The 15,374-nt window shown below is 54.7% G+C and carries 14 protein-coding genes; 11 read left to right on the forward strand and 3 right to left on the reverse strand.

The window, feature by feature from the left end:
* Positions 1-55: 55 nt before the first annotated feature.
* The 11 genes from ASE28_RS13950 to rffA all read left to right on the forward strand — a co-directional run bounded on the left by ASE28_RS13950 (position 56) and on the right by rffA (position 12,845).
* Positions 56-2,317: a CHASE2 domain-containing protein gene (locus ASE28_RS13950; protein ID WP_057267031.1), complete on the forward strand. Its 2,262-nt coding sequence runs from the start codon at positions 56-58 to the stop codon at positions 2,315-2,317.
* Between the two features lie 65 nt (positions 2,318-2,382).
* Positions 2,383-3,174, forward strand: coding sequence for a 3',5'-cyclic-nucleotide phosphodiesterase (locus ASE28_RS13955; RefSeq protein ID WP_057267033.1), 792 nt, complete (start codon positions 2,383-2,385; stop codon positions 3,172-3,174).
* Positions 3,175-3,396: 222 nt separating this feature from the next.
* Positions 3,397-3,924: a pilin gene (locus ASE28_RS13960; RefSeq protein ID WP_057267035.1), complete on the forward strand. Its 528-nt coding sequence runs from the start codon at positions 3,397-3,399 to the stop codon at positions 3,922-3,924.
* A gap of 73 nt (positions 3,925-3,997) precedes the next feature.
* Positions 3,998-5,875, forward strand: coding sequence for a glycosyltransferase family 39 protein (locus ASE28_RS32025; protein ID WP_157421966.1), 1,878 nt, complete (start codon positions 3,998-4,000; stop codon positions 5,873-5,875).
* A 277-nt stretch (positions 5,876-6,152) separates the two neighbouring features.
* Positions 6,153-6,977 (forward strand): hypothetical protein, encoded by an 825-nt coding sequence (locus ASE28_RS32030; RefSeq protein WP_157421967.1) that lies wholly within the window; start codon positions 6,153-6,155, stop codon positions 6,975-6,977.
* A gap of 129 nt (positions 6,978-7,106) precedes the next feature.
* A complete protein-coding gene (locus ASE28_RS31400; protein ID WP_082608058.1) occupies positions 7,107-7,643 on the forward strand; it encodes a pilin in 537 nt (178 codons plus the stop codon).
* A 469-nt stretch (positions 7,644-8,112) separates the two neighbouring features.
* On the forward strand, positions 8,113-9,579 hold the full coding sequence (locus ASE28_RS32035) for a hypothetical protein (protein WP_157421968.1): 1,467 nt from the start codon (positions 8,113-8,115) through the stop codon (positions 9,577-9,579).
* Entirely contained in the window at positions 9,566-10,531 is a 966-nt protein-coding gene (locus ASE28_RS31405) for a glycosyltransferase family 2 protein (RefSeq protein WP_082608059.1), read from the forward strand. Before ASE28_RS32035 ends, ASE28_RS31405 begins: the two co-directional genes overlap by 14 nt.
* A complete protein-coding gene (locus ASE28_RS31410) occupies positions 10,531-11,097 on the forward strand; it encodes an acyltransferase (RefSeq protein ID WP_082608076.1) in 567 nt (188 codons plus the stop codon). The genes ASE28_RS31405 and ASE28_RS31410 overlap by 1 nt, the downstream gene beginning before the upstream one ends.
* Positions 11,094-11,480: a GtrA family protein gene (locus tag ASE28_RS13975; protein WP_057267041.1), complete on the forward strand. Its 387-nt coding sequence runs from the start codon at positions 11,094-11,096 to the stop codon at positions 11,478-11,480. The genes ASE28_RS31410 and ASE28_RS13975 overlap by 4 nt, the downstream gene beginning before the upstream one ends.
* Positions 11,481-11,714: 234 nt before the next feature.
* A complete protein-coding gene (gene rffA, locus ASE28_RS13980; RefSeq protein WP_057267043.1) occupies positions 11,715-12,845 on the forward strand; it encodes a dTDP-4-amino-4,6-dideoxygalactose transaminase in 1,131 nt (376 codons plus the stop codon).
* Between the two features lie 46 nt (positions 12,846-12,891).
* Here rffA and ASE28_RS13985 read toward each other — a convergent pair whose 3' ends face one another.
* The 3 genes from ASE28_RS13985 to ASE28_RS13995 all read right to left on the reverse strand — a co-directional run bounded on the left by ASE28_RS13985 (position 12,892) and on the right by ASE28_RS13995 (position 15,366).
* On the reverse strand, positions 12,892-13,668 hold the full coding sequence (locus ASE28_RS13985; RefSeq protein WP_255361075.1) for an SDR family NAD(P)-dependent oxidoreductase: 777 nt from the start codon (positions 13,666-13,668) through the stop codon (positions 12,892-12,894).
* 1 nt (position 13,669) lies between these two features.
* Positions 13,670-14,881 carry an FAD-dependent oxidoreductase gene (locus ASE28_RS13990; RefSeq protein WP_369818178.1) on the reverse strand — a complete coding sequence of 404 codons (1,212 nt, stop codon included), beginning with the start codon at positions 14,879-14,881 and terminating at the stop codon, positions 13,670-13,672.
* A gap of 83 nt (positions 14,882-14,964) precedes the next feature.
* Positions 14,965-15,366: a GtrA family protein gene (locus ASE28_RS13995; protein ID WP_057267050.1), complete on the reverse strand. Its 402-nt coding sequence runs from the start codon at positions 15,364-15,366 to the stop codon at positions 14,965-14,967.
* Between the last annotated feature and the right edge of the window lie 8 nt (positions 15,367-15,374).

Consider the following 15,374-nt stretch of genomic DNA (forward strand, 5'->3'; position numbering starts at 1 on the left):
CTGGCTCGGCCCCTTGTCCGCAAAGCGCCGGGCGCCACCGAGCTGAGCCATTCTGATGCGCCCCCGGACTGGCTCCTGGTTGGCGCGCCGCTGGCGCCGCATCGCCGTCACGCTGTTGCCACTGCTGTTCGCCCTGCTTCACGTGGGTGGGGTCCTGCACCTTCAGGTGCTCGAGCGGTTGGAAAACATCATTTACGACACCCGCCTGCGCGCCACCATGCCGGGCACGATGGACGAGCGCATCACCATCGTCGACATCGACGAGCGGAGCCTGGAACGCATCGGGCAGTGGCCCTGGGGCCGGGACAAGATGGCCCGCTTCGCACGCGAGCTGCTGGAGCGCCAACAGGTTTCCGTGCTCGGCTTTGACGTGGTCTTTGCCGAGCCTGACGGCAGTTCAGGACTGGCCAGCCTGCAGCGGCTGGCGCAGGGGCCGTTGCAAGGGAATTCCGGGTTTGCCGAACAATTGGCGCAGCTGTCGCCGCAGCTGGACTACGACGCCTTGTTTGCACAGTCGCTGCAGGGCCGGCCCGTGGTGCTGGGCTACTATTTCACGAGCGATCGGGACGGACAGGCCCGTGGAGTCCTGCCCGAACCTGCCCTGCCCCTGGAGCGGCTGCGCGGCAAGCCCCTGAGAGCCACGTCCTGGCAGGGCCATGGCAGCAATATCGGAGCGCTGGCACGGGCGGCGCCTGCAGCGGGCTTTTTCAATTCCATCACCGACCCCGACGGGGTTGTGCGCTCCCTGCCTCTGCTGGCTGAGTTCCAGGGCCGTTATTACGAATCGCTGGCCTTGGCGATGCTGCGTGTGGCGACGGGCGTGAGGGACTTGGACCCAGTCTATGCGTCGTCGGAATTCGATCACGACGTGTTGCAGTGCATCCTGCTGCGCCAAGGCCAGAGCTTGATCCGGTTGCCGGTCGATCCCAATCTGGCGACGCTGGTGCCCTACCGCGGCCCTGGTGACGTTACCGGTGGCTCGTTTCGCTATATCTCCGCCAGTGATGTGCTGGAGGGGCGCTTGCCGCAAGGCAGCCTGAAGGGCCAGTTGGTGCTGGTAGGGTCAACGGCGCCAGGCTTGGTCGATCTGCGTGTGACGCCCGTGGGGCGAACTTATCCCGGTGTGGAGACGCATGCCAATCTGCTGTCCGCCTTCCTGGACGGCGCGAATGTGCTCCAGCCAGACTACGCCACCGATTTCGATGTTCTGCAGCTCGTGGCAACGGGCCTGTTGCTGGCATTCTCATTGCCCTTGCTGACGGCAGGCTGGGCCGTTCTGCTCAGCGCGGGGGTGTTTGCTGGGCTGGTGGGGCTGAATCTCTGGCTGTACCAGTCGCATGGCCTGGTGATGCCTCTGGCGACCGCCCTGGTACTGGCACTGTCCGCTTTCACGCTGAACATGGTCTATGGTTACTTTGTGGAGAGCCGCTCCAAGCGGGAGCTCGCTGCCCTGTTCGGCACCTACGTGCCTCCAGAACTGGTGGACGAGATGCTCAAGGAGCCCGAACGCTACACCATGGATGCCGCCAACCAGGAACTGACGGTGATGTTCTGCGACATGCGTGGCTTCACTGCGCTGTCTGAACGCATGGAGCCCCTTCAACTGCAGGCCCTGCTTAACGGCGTGTTCAGCCGCCTGACCCAGATCATCCGTGGCCGCCGCCAGGGAACCATCGACAAGTACATGGGAGATTGCGTGATGGCCTTCTGGGGCGCACCCGTGGCCACCCCCGGGCACGCCGAATCGGCCGTGGCAGCGGCGCTGGACATGACCCGGGCGATCACCCAGCTCAACGAAGAGCACCGCAGCAAGGGCCTGCCGGAGATCGGCGTGGGCATCGGCCTGAACACCGGCACCATGTGCGTGGGGGACATGGGTTCAGACATCCGGCGCAGCTACACGGTGATCGGCGACGCCGTCAACCTGGGCTCCCGTCTGGAAGGGCTGTCCAAGACCTACGGCGTGACCATGGTGGTCAGCGACACCACCCGTGCCATGGCCCCGGGATTCATCTGGCAGGAGCTGGACCGCGTGCGCGTCAAGGGCAAAGCCCAGGCCGTCACCATCTACACGCCCGTGGGCACGGCGGCCGAGCCGCTGGCGCCCGAGCGGGAGCAGCAACTGGCCCTGTGGCACCAGTTCCTCGCCACTTACCGGGCCCAGGATTGGGATGCATGTGCCCTTCTTTTGCAGAATTTGAAGGCGTTACAACCTGCGAGCATCCTGTATTCGCTGTATGCCGGTCGCATGGAGGCCCTGCGGGTGTTACCCTTCCAGCCGGACTGGGATGGTGCCACCCAATTCGATGCCAAGTAGCCGGCGGACGCAGACGAACAACAGACAGCCAGAAGCGACAGACGGAACAAACAGGACTGCATGACATGAAGGTTCGCGTACTGGGGTGCTCCGGGGCCATCGCCAAAGATTGCCGGACCACCTCCTTCCTGGTCAACGACAACATCCTCATCGATGCAGGGACAGGGGTGGGCGACCTGGCACTGGACGAAATGCGGCGCATCGATCATGTGTTCCTCACGCATTCCCACCTGGACCACATCGCGGCACTGCCGTTGATGCTGGATGCGGTGTCATCGCTGCGCAGCAGCCCGGTGCAGGTGCACGCGCTGCCCGGCACCATCGCCGCCCTGCAGGCGCATGTCTTCAACAACGTCATCTGGCCGGACTTCAGCAGCATTCCTACGTCCGACCAGCCGTTTCTGCAGTACCAGGCGATCTCGGTAGGGGAGCGACTGCACGTCGAAGGCGTGCACCTGGAGGTTCTGCCTGCCGTGCATACGGTGCCCGCCGTGGGCTATGCGGTGGCCGGAAGCTCCGGCTGGTGGGTGTTCAGCGGCGACACGGGCCGCAACCCGGACTTCTGGCAACGCGTCAATGCCCTGCCCGTCACCATGCTGGTCATCGAGACCGCCTTCAGCAACCGCGAAACCGCCCTTGCACAGCGCAGCCTGCACCTGTCACCCCACACCCTGGCCCAGGAACTGGCGCAACTGACCCCCGGCAAGCGCTGTCCCATCTACATCACCCATACCAAACCCTCGGAGACCGAGCTGATCATGGAGGAGATCCGTCGCTTCGACCAGAACGCGGGGCTGCGGGGGGCCGCTCCGCATGACATTTATTGGCTCAAGGCAGGGGACGAGTTCGAGTTCTGACGAGTGTGTTGCAGGTGGTGACGTTTGTGGTGTGACGAAAATGTCGCAGCAAGGCCCTTGGGAGGGGCTAGGAAACACTTCGAGGACAATTGACCCATTTGGGGGAGGGGCTCAGACGGGGTGTAGCCAGCTTGGTGGGGTGGCACGGAACCTGCTGATAGATCAGTAGCCTGGAGAATTTTCTGCAGGTTTCAATTGCAATTGACCTCCGAGGAGTGATTTATGAAGCGTTTCATGCAAAAGGGTTTTACCCTGATCGAATTGATGATCGTTGTGGCGATCATCGGTATTCTGGCTGCTGTGGCTTTGCCTGCTTACCAAGACTACACCGTGCGTGCCAAGGTGACTGAAGCCGTGATCGCTGCCAGCTCGCCTAAGAGCGCGATGTCCGAAGCCTTCCAGACCGACGGTATTGGTGGCCTGACGGCAGCAGCCGGTGCACTGAACACCGCCGCGGTCGCTACCAAGCAATCGAAGTACGTGAAAGACTACGCAGTCGGCACCGCTACACCTTGGTCCATCACTGTGACTGTGTCTGCCAACGCTGGCAACGGTATCCCGACCGGCCTGGACGGCAATACTTTGGTCTTCACACCCAATGTGAACCAGATCGCGCCTACGTCTACTTCCCAAGGCGCTATTGACTGGGCATGTGCTTCGATCACCAACAAGAGTGCAGAGAACCGCGGCCTGGGTAGCCGTCCGGTGGGCACCCTGCCTTCCAAGTACGCGCCTTCCGAGTGCCGTTAATTTTTGGTCCAGCCTAAGCGGACCATTTTCTAAAAAGCGAGGCTTTGCCTCGCTTTTTTTATTTTTGATTACCGTGCGTATATTTACTCCTGCCCCTCGCGCCTTGTGGCCTTTTGGTTTGCTGCTTGCTGTAGTTGCCAGTCTCTATGGTCAAAGTCTCGGCTTTGGCTATATCTGGGACGACAATTCTTTGTTTGTGGACAATACCATGTTACGAGAGGGCGTCTGGAGTTGGGCAGCTGTTGCTCGCCCCATCTTACCGGATACTTCTTATTTTCGTCCACTGGTACTCACCACCTGGATGGCGGAGATGCAGCTTTTCAAGCTGACGCCTCTATACTCCCATTTGATCAACGTGATACTCCATGGCATCAATACATGTCTGGTTTATGTCATTGCATGCGCAATATATGGATCTCGGGATAAGACGCGAATTGCAGCTTTAGTCGCCGCATTGATTTTCAGCGCTCATCCATGTCTGGCAGAGGGCGTGGCCTGGATTTCCGGACGCTTTGACCTGCTGGCAACGACCATGCTGTTGGCGGGCTTTGCCACTGCTATGGCTCCCGCCACTGTATTTCGTTGTATGGCAGTCGGTATTTTTGCGCTAGGCGCATTATTTTCGAAGGAAACGGGTATATTGTTTGCCCCCTTACTGGTACTTCTCGCCATCGCTCGTAGTCCGGGCCGACCGCTTCGAGTTACGCTTGCTGATCTCTGGCCTTACCTGTTGGTATCTGCAGCTACAACGATTATTTATTTCATTCTGAGACGGCAGGCTCTGGGAGTTGTATCATATTCAGAATTCGGTTTGATGCAGTTGGCAAGCGGTTTCGCAAACTATGAATTCTGGATGCGAGCGCTTTCGTTCTATACGTTCATGGGCTTTATGCCCTTCAGCTCCATCAGCCCTCAGCATGATATTTTGTTGGAGCTGGCTTCGGCTCGGCAGCATATAGCTGCTCTTGCGGTAGCTTTGGCAATTTTGGCGGTGGTAGTTTACTTTGCAATAAAACGTCAAACTTGGGCCATTCTATGGATTGGATTTTATGCAGGAATTTTCCCGGTTTTAGGTATTTTGTCTATTCGGCTTGCAGATACTATCGGCGCTGAACGGTTCATGTATCTGCCGCTGGTCATGCTCGCACTTGCCTCTGTGGCATTATTTCTTGAAATCCGTGACAAATACCCGCTGCAGCGAATAATCTCTTTGATGGGCGCGGCTGTGGCTGGGGGCTGGCTCGTGTTGTCGCTTTTGGTAACTTACACAGTCACATCCATGTGGGAGAGCGGAGTAAAATTGTGGAGTTGGCAGTACCAATCTCGCCCGGAAAATCAGATGGTGCTGATGAACTACCTCGTCCATCTGTCGAGTTCCCGAGAGCCCGAGCTGGAAAAAAAGTTTGAGATCGAGATTGAAAAGATCCAATCCAGGAACAGGGGGCGTCTGCCGATGGAAGTGCAGGGTATCTATGCTATTTACTTGTTGACTAAACAGAATCCTGAGGCAATTCCTTACTTGCAAGGGTTGGTAGACAACTCTGTGGGTATTTGGGATCAACCCAGGGAGCAATTGGGGTTGATGAAAAGCCTGAAATACTCAAGCATTTTGGCTAATTATGCGCAGGCCCTTATGATATTCAATGGTGATCTAAAACTCGCTCGTGAAACTTTAAATCGATCCAAAGCTCTTACAGGGCGAGGAGGGGAATTCCAATTTGTTCATTCCATGATTGCGTTGGAATACCTGGCTGGCAATAAGGCTGACGCATTGAATTTGTACCGTGAAAACTTGGAGATGCTTCATGCTTATGACATCCATAAAATGCACGCGTCCATTCGGACCCTGATTCAATTCACGTGCCTGCAATTGAAGGGTGAAAATTGTAAGCCTCAGGCTTTGGAATTTATAGAAGAACTAAAGAAAGAAAGCCTAGTGCCGTCTCGGTAGAGGTGCGAGGGCCGCCGGAGTGCTTCTAAGCGTGTGTCGACGGCATTCCGCGCGATCCCCACTCGACTGGATACACATACATGACTTGCGCTTTGGGTACTTCCGATGCGAAACTTCTACACGGTTGTCTTGGGGTGCTCTGCGAATCAGTTCTGGCCTGCAGAGTTCGGATCGAAGTTTGCACCAGTCCGCATGGCCCCAAAGGGACCATGGGTGGTAGGGACAGCAGACATATCGACCGCTGGGATGTACCTTTGTGGAATTTTATGACTCATGCATGAATATGAATTTCGTCAGTTCTAAATTAATTTTCAGATTTCGATCTTCCGCGCCTTGGGCTTTGCGACACCTCATTGTTTCTGCTGCAATTGCCGGTTTTATAGCATTGCTGATTATGGGTGTATGGTTTCCACAGCCCTATCTGGATATTTCAGGCGCATGGAAGCTTTTTTTCTTGATCATGCTTGTTGACGTGGTGTGTGGGCCTACCCTTACTCTTCTATTGATTCATCCTGAAAAGACGCCCAAGGCTATATGGATAGACATTGCTCTTATTTTTTTTGTGCAAATGGCAGCCTTGGGTTATGGTGTGCACAGCCTTAGCGAAGCGCGGCCAGTTGCTTTGCTGTTCGAAGTAGATCGCTTCCGGGTTGTGAGCTACGCCGACATCGATACATCGCAACCTGAAACCATTCCAGAGTGGGTTGGTGCTTTGCGTTTTGAACCGCCCCGTATTCTTGGGATTCGCAGCGCAAGAACCCCGCAGGAGAAGGCGGAAAGTGTGGATGCGTCGCTGCAAGGTGTGGAGCCTGGTCAGCGCCCAGACTGGTGGCAGGCTTATGAGCTCAGCATTCCCCAAGTGAAGTCTCGGGCAATGCCATTGGACGCCCTGCTTGCATTGAACCCACAACTGACGGAACGCATTCAGCGCCATGCGGCGAAGGCCGCCGAAAAAGGCGATGGGCGGCAAGATGCGCTGAGGCCTGAAGAACTCTTGTGGCTACCCGTCGTGAGCCGGATGTCAATGGGTTGGGTCGCATTTGTCGACCCGCTCAGTGGGCGTATCCGCGGTTATGTTGAAGCAGATGGCTTTGGTTCATAAATTTGCTGTTTATGCGCCATTCGCATCTTTTGGGCTATGTTGTGACCACCAGCCTGTTGTACGCGCCCGCAGTTGATCTTGGAATGCTCCTTGCATACACCAGCAACATTGACCAGATTGGAGCCACATATGTCACATCTTACTCATCCTTACAAAGGTTTTACCCTGATTGAGTTGATGATTGTGGTGGCCATCATTGGGATCCTGGCTGCTGTGGCGCTGCCGGCCTATCAGGATTACACGGTCCGCGCCAAAGTGGCGGAAGCGTTGGTTGCAACTGCTCCAGGCAAGGAATTGCTCAACGAGTCGTTTCAGGCCGGAGGAATCACTGGCATGGATGCTGCAGCTGCCGCCTTCAATTCTGCGACTGCCAGCTTTCGCGCCAGCAAGTATGTCAAAGACGTCACCATTGTTGGTGCCGCAAGTCCTTGGCCATTGGTAGTCTCCATTGCAGCAAGTGCGGGCAACGGCATTCCAGCAGGCCTGGATGGCAACACCATTGTGCTATCCCCCAACATCAATGGCGCGGTTCCGTCGGACTCATCCCAAGGTGCAATGGATTGGGCATGCACGAGCACGACAGACAAGCAAGCCTCGATCAGAAACTTGACAAACAGGACGCTTGGCTCCCTCCCCGCAAAGTACGCTCCTTCGGAATGTCGTTGACAAAGCGCTTGACTTTTTTTTGGGTAGCATTTTCGTCGCGAGCGGACTGCCGGGTGACCATATTTAGCACCTACGTTCCGTATAGATATGTCCTGTCAACCTGAACGAGTGACGGAGTGCAATGCAGGCGCCGTGTGGAGTTCATCAAAATTGGCGCGGTGTTACGAGCCAGATAGTCAGCCATAGCCATAGCTTGAGGTGCGGCGAGCAACTCTCACCTCTCGATTCAGCCGGGTCGGCTGGACATCAGTCTTGAAGTCTGATCGGTTGATCATCGCTCAGCGCGGGCCTACTTTTGGCACACCCAGCGCTCAAGCCTCTGGATCTTCAGCTTGACTCTCTAGGCGGGGTGAACTTGCTGAGGTCTAGAATGCGGTAGGTCCGGGTTGTCTGCACAATTCAGAAATCGCACGCCACACTCAGTCCATGCACTGATTCTAAACCTTCCCAATATTGCAAAGCCTCCAAAATGAAATTTAGCCAGGATAGGATTTTCCTGCTTGCATGTGTGCTGTGTGGGCTTCCCGTCATGTTACCGTTCTATCCAGCCATGGTGGATGTGCCTCAGCATGCTGCGCAAATTACCGCCCTGAAGGCGTTGCTGGGTGGAAGCCCATGGGCTTTCACTGACATGTTTGAATTGCGGCTGTTTACCCCCTACTGGTTGGGATATGGGCTGGTCATGATTCTTTCCATCCCGTTCGATGTGGTGATAGCCATCAAGATAATTATCGCGAGCGCTCAATGCCTATTTGTGTGGGCTGCGGCGAGATTCTGCATAAAAATGAAAATGCCCGCCGAATGGCGCTGGATTTTTATTATACTTCCCTTTGGATTTGCTTATCAATGGGGGTTTCTCAATTTTATCGTCGCTGCGCCCTTCGGGTTTATTTTTCTTAGTGAAATTTCTGATTTCAAGAATAAAGATAAGCGCGATGGCTGGGTGAGGGTCGCTTTATGGGTGCATTTTCTATTCTTCGCTCATTTTTTGATAGCCGCGTTTTTCTGCGCTGCCGCTATTTTTATATTGGCCGAGCCTTGGAGCGGCATTAAAAAATGGTTTTATAAAATTCTTCCCATATTTTCAGTGCTTCCCATCACGGTTGCTTGGTTGGTGATTGGCTTCAACTCTGCTCCAGAGGCCAGGGGAAATGTAATGTGGATGGTAGGTCTTAATCGAGTGATTGAATTTTTGCCATCACTTGTCTCGGCACCCACGCCCGGTATTGGCCAGCTGATTGGGTTGACCTGCTTGATACTGCCGTTCATATGGGGGGCCCAACCCAAGCGGTCTGTTTTTTCTTGGGCGCCGTTTGGTTTGTATATTATTTGGATGATGTTTGTTCCTCATCTTTTGGGGGGTAATTATTTCACATACCAGAGATTCGGGCTGTTTGGCCTGCCACTGTATTTTTTATGTTTTGAAATTTCCAATAAACATCCCATTCCAAGCCATTCTGCATTGGCTGGTGTGGGGTTGGCGTTGATCGCATCCTCCATCGTGGGTTGGCATTCGGTTCGGGCATTGATCTTCGAAGGTGAAGCATCTGGCTATCGGGCTGTTATGGAGAAGGCTGATCCAGGAAAAAGAATTCTGATGTTTGCATTCAAACCGACAAGTCAGGCGTCGAGTGCCCCTCTGCATCTGCATTTTGCCGGGTGGTATCAAGCCGAGCATGGTGGTTTGGCTGAATTTAACTTTGCCCGATTCTGGGGTCTGCCTGTGAAGTACAAAATCGACGCGCCATCGGGTATTTTTTCAGGATTTGAATGGTATCCGGCAAATTTCGACTGGACTCGGAATCACGGCGAGCTTTTTGATTATTTCTTGGTTCGTCATCCGCAGGATGCTTCCGAATGGATCAAAGAAAAATCTAACGGCGCAATGAGGCCGATTGCGAGAAATGGCGAATGGCAGTTGTATGAAAAAAAATGAATTATCGGTCGTCATCCCCTGTTACAGATCTGGGGGGAATTTAAGACCGCTCTATGAACGGCTTATGCCAATTCTGGACGCTCTTGCTGTTGATTATGAAATAATCTTTGTCGAAGATGGCGGAGGTGATTCAACTTGGGAGGAAATATGTTTATTGGCGCTGAGGGATGGCAGAATACGAGGAATTAAGCTGGCCCGAAACTATGGGCAGCACAACGCGTTGCTGTGCGGTATAAGGGCCGCCACTGGTGAAATAATAATTACTATGGATGATGACCTGCAAAATCCTCCCGAGGAAATTCACAAGCTTCTTGCGAAAATTCGGGAGGGTTACGATGTCGTCTACGGAACGCCAGAAGAAGAAAATCATGGATTCCTTCGAAATGCGGCATCCCGGATAACCAAGATCGCCTTGCAAAGTGCCATGGGCGTAGCTTCAGCGAGCAAGGTCAGCGCCTTTAGAGCTTTTAAAAGAAAGTTGTGCGCCGCTTTTGACGCATATCGTAGTCCTACGGTAAATATCGAAGTATTGCTGAGTTGGGCCACTACCAGTTTCTCCTCCGTCAGTGTACGCCAAGACAAGAGGATTTCGGGAGAGTCGGGATATACGCTAAGAAAATTGATGGCGCATGCAATCAATATGATGACTGGATTTTCCACTCTTCCTTTGAGAGTTGCCAGCATGATTGGATTGGTCTTTGCCTGCGGGGGAGGGGTCGTCCTTGCCTACGTCATCGCTCGCTATCTGATTTCTGGAAGTGCAGTGCCTGGATTCAGTTTTCTGGCATCTATAGTCTCCATTTTTTCCGGAGTGCAATTGTTTGCACTTGGAATTATTGGCGAATATCTTTCGCGAATGCATTTCAGAATGATGGAGCGCCCGCCCTATGCTGTTGATGTTATTTTTGAAGTGAGCAAATCAGCACTTGCTCCCGAAATTAGGAGTGAATGATGCCATTTTTGAGTCAAGATCAATTGAATGCTTTATCCTTCAAGTATCTCGGGAAAAATGTACGCATCAGCGATAAAGCTTCAATATACGACCCGGATCGCATAGAGATTGGCGATAATTCGAGAATTGATGACTTTTGCGTAATTTCTGGCAAGGTGGTAATAGGAAGAAATGTTCACATTGCAGTCTATAATAACGTGGCAGGCGGAGAATTAGGTGTCTTCTTGGAAGACTTTTCTGGCCTTGCCTATGGATGTCATGTTTTTTCCCAGTCAGATGACTATTCTGGGCGATCATTGACCAATCCAACGATGCCAGATGAGTTTAAAAATGAAACCAAGGCTACTATTCGTATATGCCGTCATGTGATTATTGGTGCTTGTACCATAGTGCTTCCAGGAGTAACTATCAATGAGGGCAGTGCTGTAGGGGCGATGTCGATGGTGACCAAGAGTACGGATCCATGGGCGATTTATTTTGGCATTCCCGCTAAAAAGATAAAAAATCGCCATAAAGATCTTTTGAAGCTTGAAGCCATTTATTTGCAAAATGAGCGGTTGGTATGATGCCGCGCCCTGTCTTCACCCAAATTTTGCGTTACGGAGGAGTTGGAGTTTTGTCCAATTTCCTCGGCTACATGGCTTACATAGCCATCGTGGCCGTGGGTGTGGGGCATAAGCTTGCCATGAGCTTCGTATACGCAACAGTTTTTATTATTAGTTTCTACGGAAACAGAAAATTTACCTTCGACCACAGTGGAGCAATTGCCGCCGTGGGCATAAAGTTTGTTGCGGTGTATGCGTTAGGGTACTTGATAAATCTTTGTCTGCTATTCTTCTTGGTGGATAAACTGGGTTATAAGCATGAAATTGTGCAGTTGATTGCTATTGGCGTAATTGCAATACTGAGTTTCATTTTGTTGAAATTTGTTGTTTTTTCAAAAAAGTGATTTTTTGTAGAAAATATGGCTGATTGACTTTCATGCCAATGCATTGAGGAGGTGCTGATCCTGCCTGGAAAAATTGGGGTTTCCGTCCCCAAAAATAAGTCACTCGGTCCTCTGCGAGTGGTAGGCTCACCGCTCTGGTTGACTTACATTCAGCAGATCCATGTGTTTGATGCACGAGCTCGACAGCGTGACTTAGATATCCACGGGGCCTGCGTAAGCTATCGCGAAAAGATTATGAAAAAAATACCATTCAATAAGCCGTACATGACGGGCAAGGAGCTCTGGTACATAGCGCAGGCCCATGCCCAAGGCCATTTGGCAGGAGACGGCAACTTCACCAAGCTGTGCTCAAGGTGGCTGGAGCAGCGCACGGGTGCCACGAAAGCGCTGTTGACCCATTCGTGCACAGCAGCGCTCGAAATGGCAGCCATGCTCGCCAATCTGGGGCCGGGTGACGAGGTGATCATGCCCTCCTACACCTTCGTTTCCACAGCCAATGCGTTCGTGCTGCGCGGTGCGATCCCTGTGTTCGTGGACATCCGGTCCGATACGCTCAATATTGACGAAACCTTGATCGAAGCAGCTATCACCCCCCGTACAAAAGCGATTGTGGTAGTGCACTATGCAGGGGTGAGTTGCGAGATGGACGAGATCATGGAGATCGCCAAGCGCCACGAACTGATCGTGATCGAGGATGCTGCGCAAGGCATCATGTCGACCTACAAAGGGCGTCCCTTGGGGTCGATCGGGCACATGGGGTGCCTGAGCTTCCATGAAACCAAGAACATCATTTCCGGCGAGGGGGGGGCACTGCTCATCAACAATCCAGAGTTTGTTGACCGGGCGGAGATCATCCGCGAGAAGGGAACCAACCGCAGCCTGTTCTTTCGTGGGCAGGTGGACAAGTACACCTGGTGTGATCTGGGATCGAGCTTTCTTCCTGGAGAACTGATCACTGCCTTTCTATGGGCGCAGATGGAGGCCGCAGACTCCATCACCGCACAGCGACTCAGCCTGTGGAGTCAGTACCACCATTCTCTGGAGGCGCTTGAAAGCACGGGGCGGATACGTCGCCCCATCGTGCCGGACCATTGCCAGCAGAATGCGCACATGTACTATGTGCTGCTACCGGATCTCGATTCCCGCACGATGTTCATCGAGCGATTGAAAACGCTTGGGATCGGTGCGGTATTCCACTATGTTCCCTTGCACTCGGCACCCGCGGGCCGCAAATTTGGCCGCCCGCATGGATCAATGGACGTGACCGACAGCCACTCTGCGCGGCTTGTCCGCCTTCCCTTGTGGATGGGACTGGAAGAGCATTTCGATGAAGTTATCGCGGCGGTGGGCGAGTCCCTGGCATAGTCCCTGCCCCGCGCTAGGACGAGTTCGTTGCGCTCGGACGCGTGGCTCAGATCCGCAGCCGGTTGAAGACAAAGCGCGGAAGGTGGCGTATCACCAGCATGATCAACCACCATTTGCCGGGGGCGTAGATCTCGGCCTTTCCTTTGTCCGCTGCATCGACGATAGCCCGCGCTACGTCTTCCACGGTAGCCAAGGCCACGCCCTGTTCTGTCAGATGGGCCGTCATGGGGGTCGCGGTGGGCCCCGGCTTGACCAGCAGCACGTTCAGATTGCGGCAACTGCTTGCCACACGGTGCTGGAGGCCCTGAGCGTACAAGCTGAGCATGCCCTTGGCTGCTCCATAGACATAGTTGGATTGGCGGCCACGTTCGCCCGCGACCGAGCTGATAAGGATGATCGTTCCTTGGTCGGCGGGAACCATGCGTGCCGCAAAGGCTTCTGCAAACAAGGCTGGTGATACGCCGTTGATTTCGAGTTCGTCGCGGCACGCGTGAAGGTTAGTCTGGCATGCAGTCTGGTCTGGCAGTGACCCGTGGGCGATCAAAACGATATCAGGCAAGCCCGCCTCGCAAATTGCCAAGGCCGTTCCATCGATGGACGTTGCGTCGAGAAAATCGATTGTGAGCGACGTGAAGGTTGATGTTGGCGATCGTACGGCCAGATCGGCAATGGTCCTTTGGAGCTTGGCCTCATTGCGTCCGACCAGAACCATGTCCGCAGACCCCTTGGTTATCCACAGGCGGGCACAGTGCTCGGCCATGGCGGAAGTCGCTCCAATGATCACGATGCGCTGTCGTGGTTGTGTGTGCGGTGAATGTGTCACATCAGCTCCCTAGAAGGCGGCGCGACATCGACGAGGTGATGCCGGGGTCGCGAAATGGCAAAAACTCCGCTAGGCGCGGATACCCGGATTCAAACATCCGGCGGGACATGCGTGCGTCCTTGGCGGGGTAAAGGGTGCCGCCAGCAGCGAGCACGATCTCATCCAGTCGCGAAAACAGGCGCAGGGTGCTGTCCCGGCGATTCGGAAAGTCCAGTGCCAGCGTGACACCGGGACGTGGGAAGCTGAGCATACCGGGGCCTGCTCGGCTGCCAAATGTCTTGAGCACGGCCAAGAACGAGCCCTCCCCGCTACGTCCGATCTCACGCAGCATTTCCCGGGTAGCGTCGGGCCCTGCAGCGCGAGGCACGACGCTTTGGTACTGGTAAAATCCCTTGGGACCGTACATGCGGTTCCATTCAAGCAGTCCGTCTAGCGGATAGAAAAAGGGCTCGTAATGCGCCACGGCCTGCCCCGCCTTCCAGCGCTGGAGACGGTGGTAGGCGATATTGAAGGGCCGCAAGGTCATATGGTTGACGAGCGACACGGGTGGCGTGACGGGCATGCGCCGGGTACCGGACTTGGGCAAGGGCCCGATTGTCGCGGCAGAGGGCTTGGCGCGCATGAAGATTCCGCGTGTGCGTTCACCGGAAAGACAATCTATCCAGGAAACGGTGTGCTCCCATGCAGCCTCGCTGGCATCCGACAAGCCGAAGAATTCGTCCAGGCTCCCGTACGGAATAGTCTCTGTGTCCAGCCAGGGGCCGGATATGCGGCGCAACTTCAGTTCCACCCGAACGATGACACCCGTCAGGCCCATCCCTCCGATGGTGGCGAAAAACCATTCACTCGCTTGGCCCCTTGTGCATTCGATGATTTGGCCATCGCTGCGTGCCAGCCACAGGCGCAGGATCTGATCACCGAAGCTGCCCATCGCGTGGTGATTCTTTCCATGCACATCGTTGGCCACTGCTCCGCCCACGGTGACAAACTGGGTGCCTGGCGTCACGGGTAGCATCCAGCCTTTGGGAACAAACGTCTGCTGTATATCCCGCAGAAGCACCCCTGATTCGCAAACCAACATACCTGTCTCGGCGTTCCAGCTGCACAAGCGATCCAATCCTCTCGTATGCCAGAGCACTCCGCCTGGATTGAGGCACATGTCCCCATAGCTGCGGCCGTTGCCGTAGGCGATCCCGGGGGCATGGGTCTGCATCGCCTCTGCGACGCGAGAAGGGTCAACCAGTGGGATAACGTGGTGCGGGCCGGCGCTCAGCCTTCCCCATGATTGCATGGACCTCATCCCGCTGCCTTGAACACGTAGCGCTGGTCCAGGTGGTACTTGACCGCATAGCCCATGGCCAACCCCAACGCGCCACCCAGGTAGCGCATCTCACGCGAGCCTTCGAACAAGGCGTGAAAGCCAAATTCGAAGCACCAAAAGACCAGTGTGGTCAGCAATCCCATCACCGTGTATAGCGCGAAGGTTCGGGTACTGTGGGCCGCGTCTCGCGCCCGGAACTTGAAGATGTAGCGCTTGTCGAGCAGGTACTTGACGATCAAGCCTGCGGCCGTACCTACGATGACCGACGCCAGGACGTGCAACGGCCCGCCGTACATGCGCAAAAAGGCATCCTGGGCGCCAATGTTGACAGCTGTGGCAACCGCTGCCAGCAATGCATAGAGCAATGCAATCCTCATGGTGCAGA

Source organism: Acidovorax sp. Root219 (assembly GCF_001428665.1).
Taxonomy (GTDB): Bacteria; Pseudomonadota; Gammaproteobacteria; order Burkholderiales; family Burkholderiaceae_C; genus Acidovorax.

Excerpts from the sequence above, each read along its gene's own strand:
- ASE28_RS13995 (WP_057267050.1), bottom strand. The coding sequence starts at position 15,366 with ATGAGGATTGCATTGCTCTATGCATTGCTGGCAGCGGTTGCCACAGCT.
- rffA (WP_057267043.1), top strand. The coding sequence starts at position 11,715 with ATGAAAAAAATACCATTCAATAAGCCGTACATGACGGGCAAGGAGCTC.
- ASE28_RS31410 (WP_082608076.1), top strand. The coding sequence starts at position 10,531 with ATGCCATTTTTGAGTCAAGATCAATTGAATGCTTTATCCTTCAAGTAT.
- ASE28_RS32030 (WP_157421967.1), top strand. The coding sequence starts at position 6,153 with ATGAATATGAATTTCGTCAGTTCTAAATTAATTTTCAGATTTCGATCT.
- ASE28_RS13955 (WP_057267033.1), top strand. The coding sequence starts at position 2,383 with ATGAAGGTTCGCGTACTGGGGTGCTCCGGGGCCATCGCCAAAGATTGC.
- ASE28_RS31400 (WP_082608058.1), top strand. The coding sequence starts at position 7,107 with ATGTCACATCTTACTCATCCTTACAAAGGTTTTACCCTGATTGAGTTG.
- ASE28_RS31405 (WP_082608059.1), top strand. The coding sequence starts at position 9,566 with ATGAAAAAAAATGAATTATCGGTCGTCATCCCCTGTTACAGATCTGGG.
- ASE28_RS32035 (WP_157421968.1), top strand. The coding sequence starts at position 8,113 with ATGAAATTTAGCCAGGATAGGATTTTCCTGCTTGCATGTGTGCTGTGT.
- ASE28_RS13975 (WP_057267041.1), top strand. The coding sequence starts at position 11,094 with ATGATGCCGCGCCCTGTCTTCACCCAAATTTTGCGTTACGGAGGAGTT.
- ASE28_RS13950 (WP_057267031.1), top strand. The coding sequence starts at position 56 with ATGCGCCCCCGGACTGGCTCCTGGTTGGCGCGCCGCTGGCGCCGCATC.
- ASE28_RS13990 (WP_369818178.1), bottom strand. The coding sequence starts at position 14,881 with ATGCAGACCCATGCCCCCGGGATCGCCTACGGCAACGGCCGCAGCTAT.
- ASE28_RS13960 (WP_057267035.1), top strand. The coding sequence starts at position 3,397 with ATGAAGCGTTTCATGCAAAAGGGTTTTACCCTGATCGAATTGATGATC.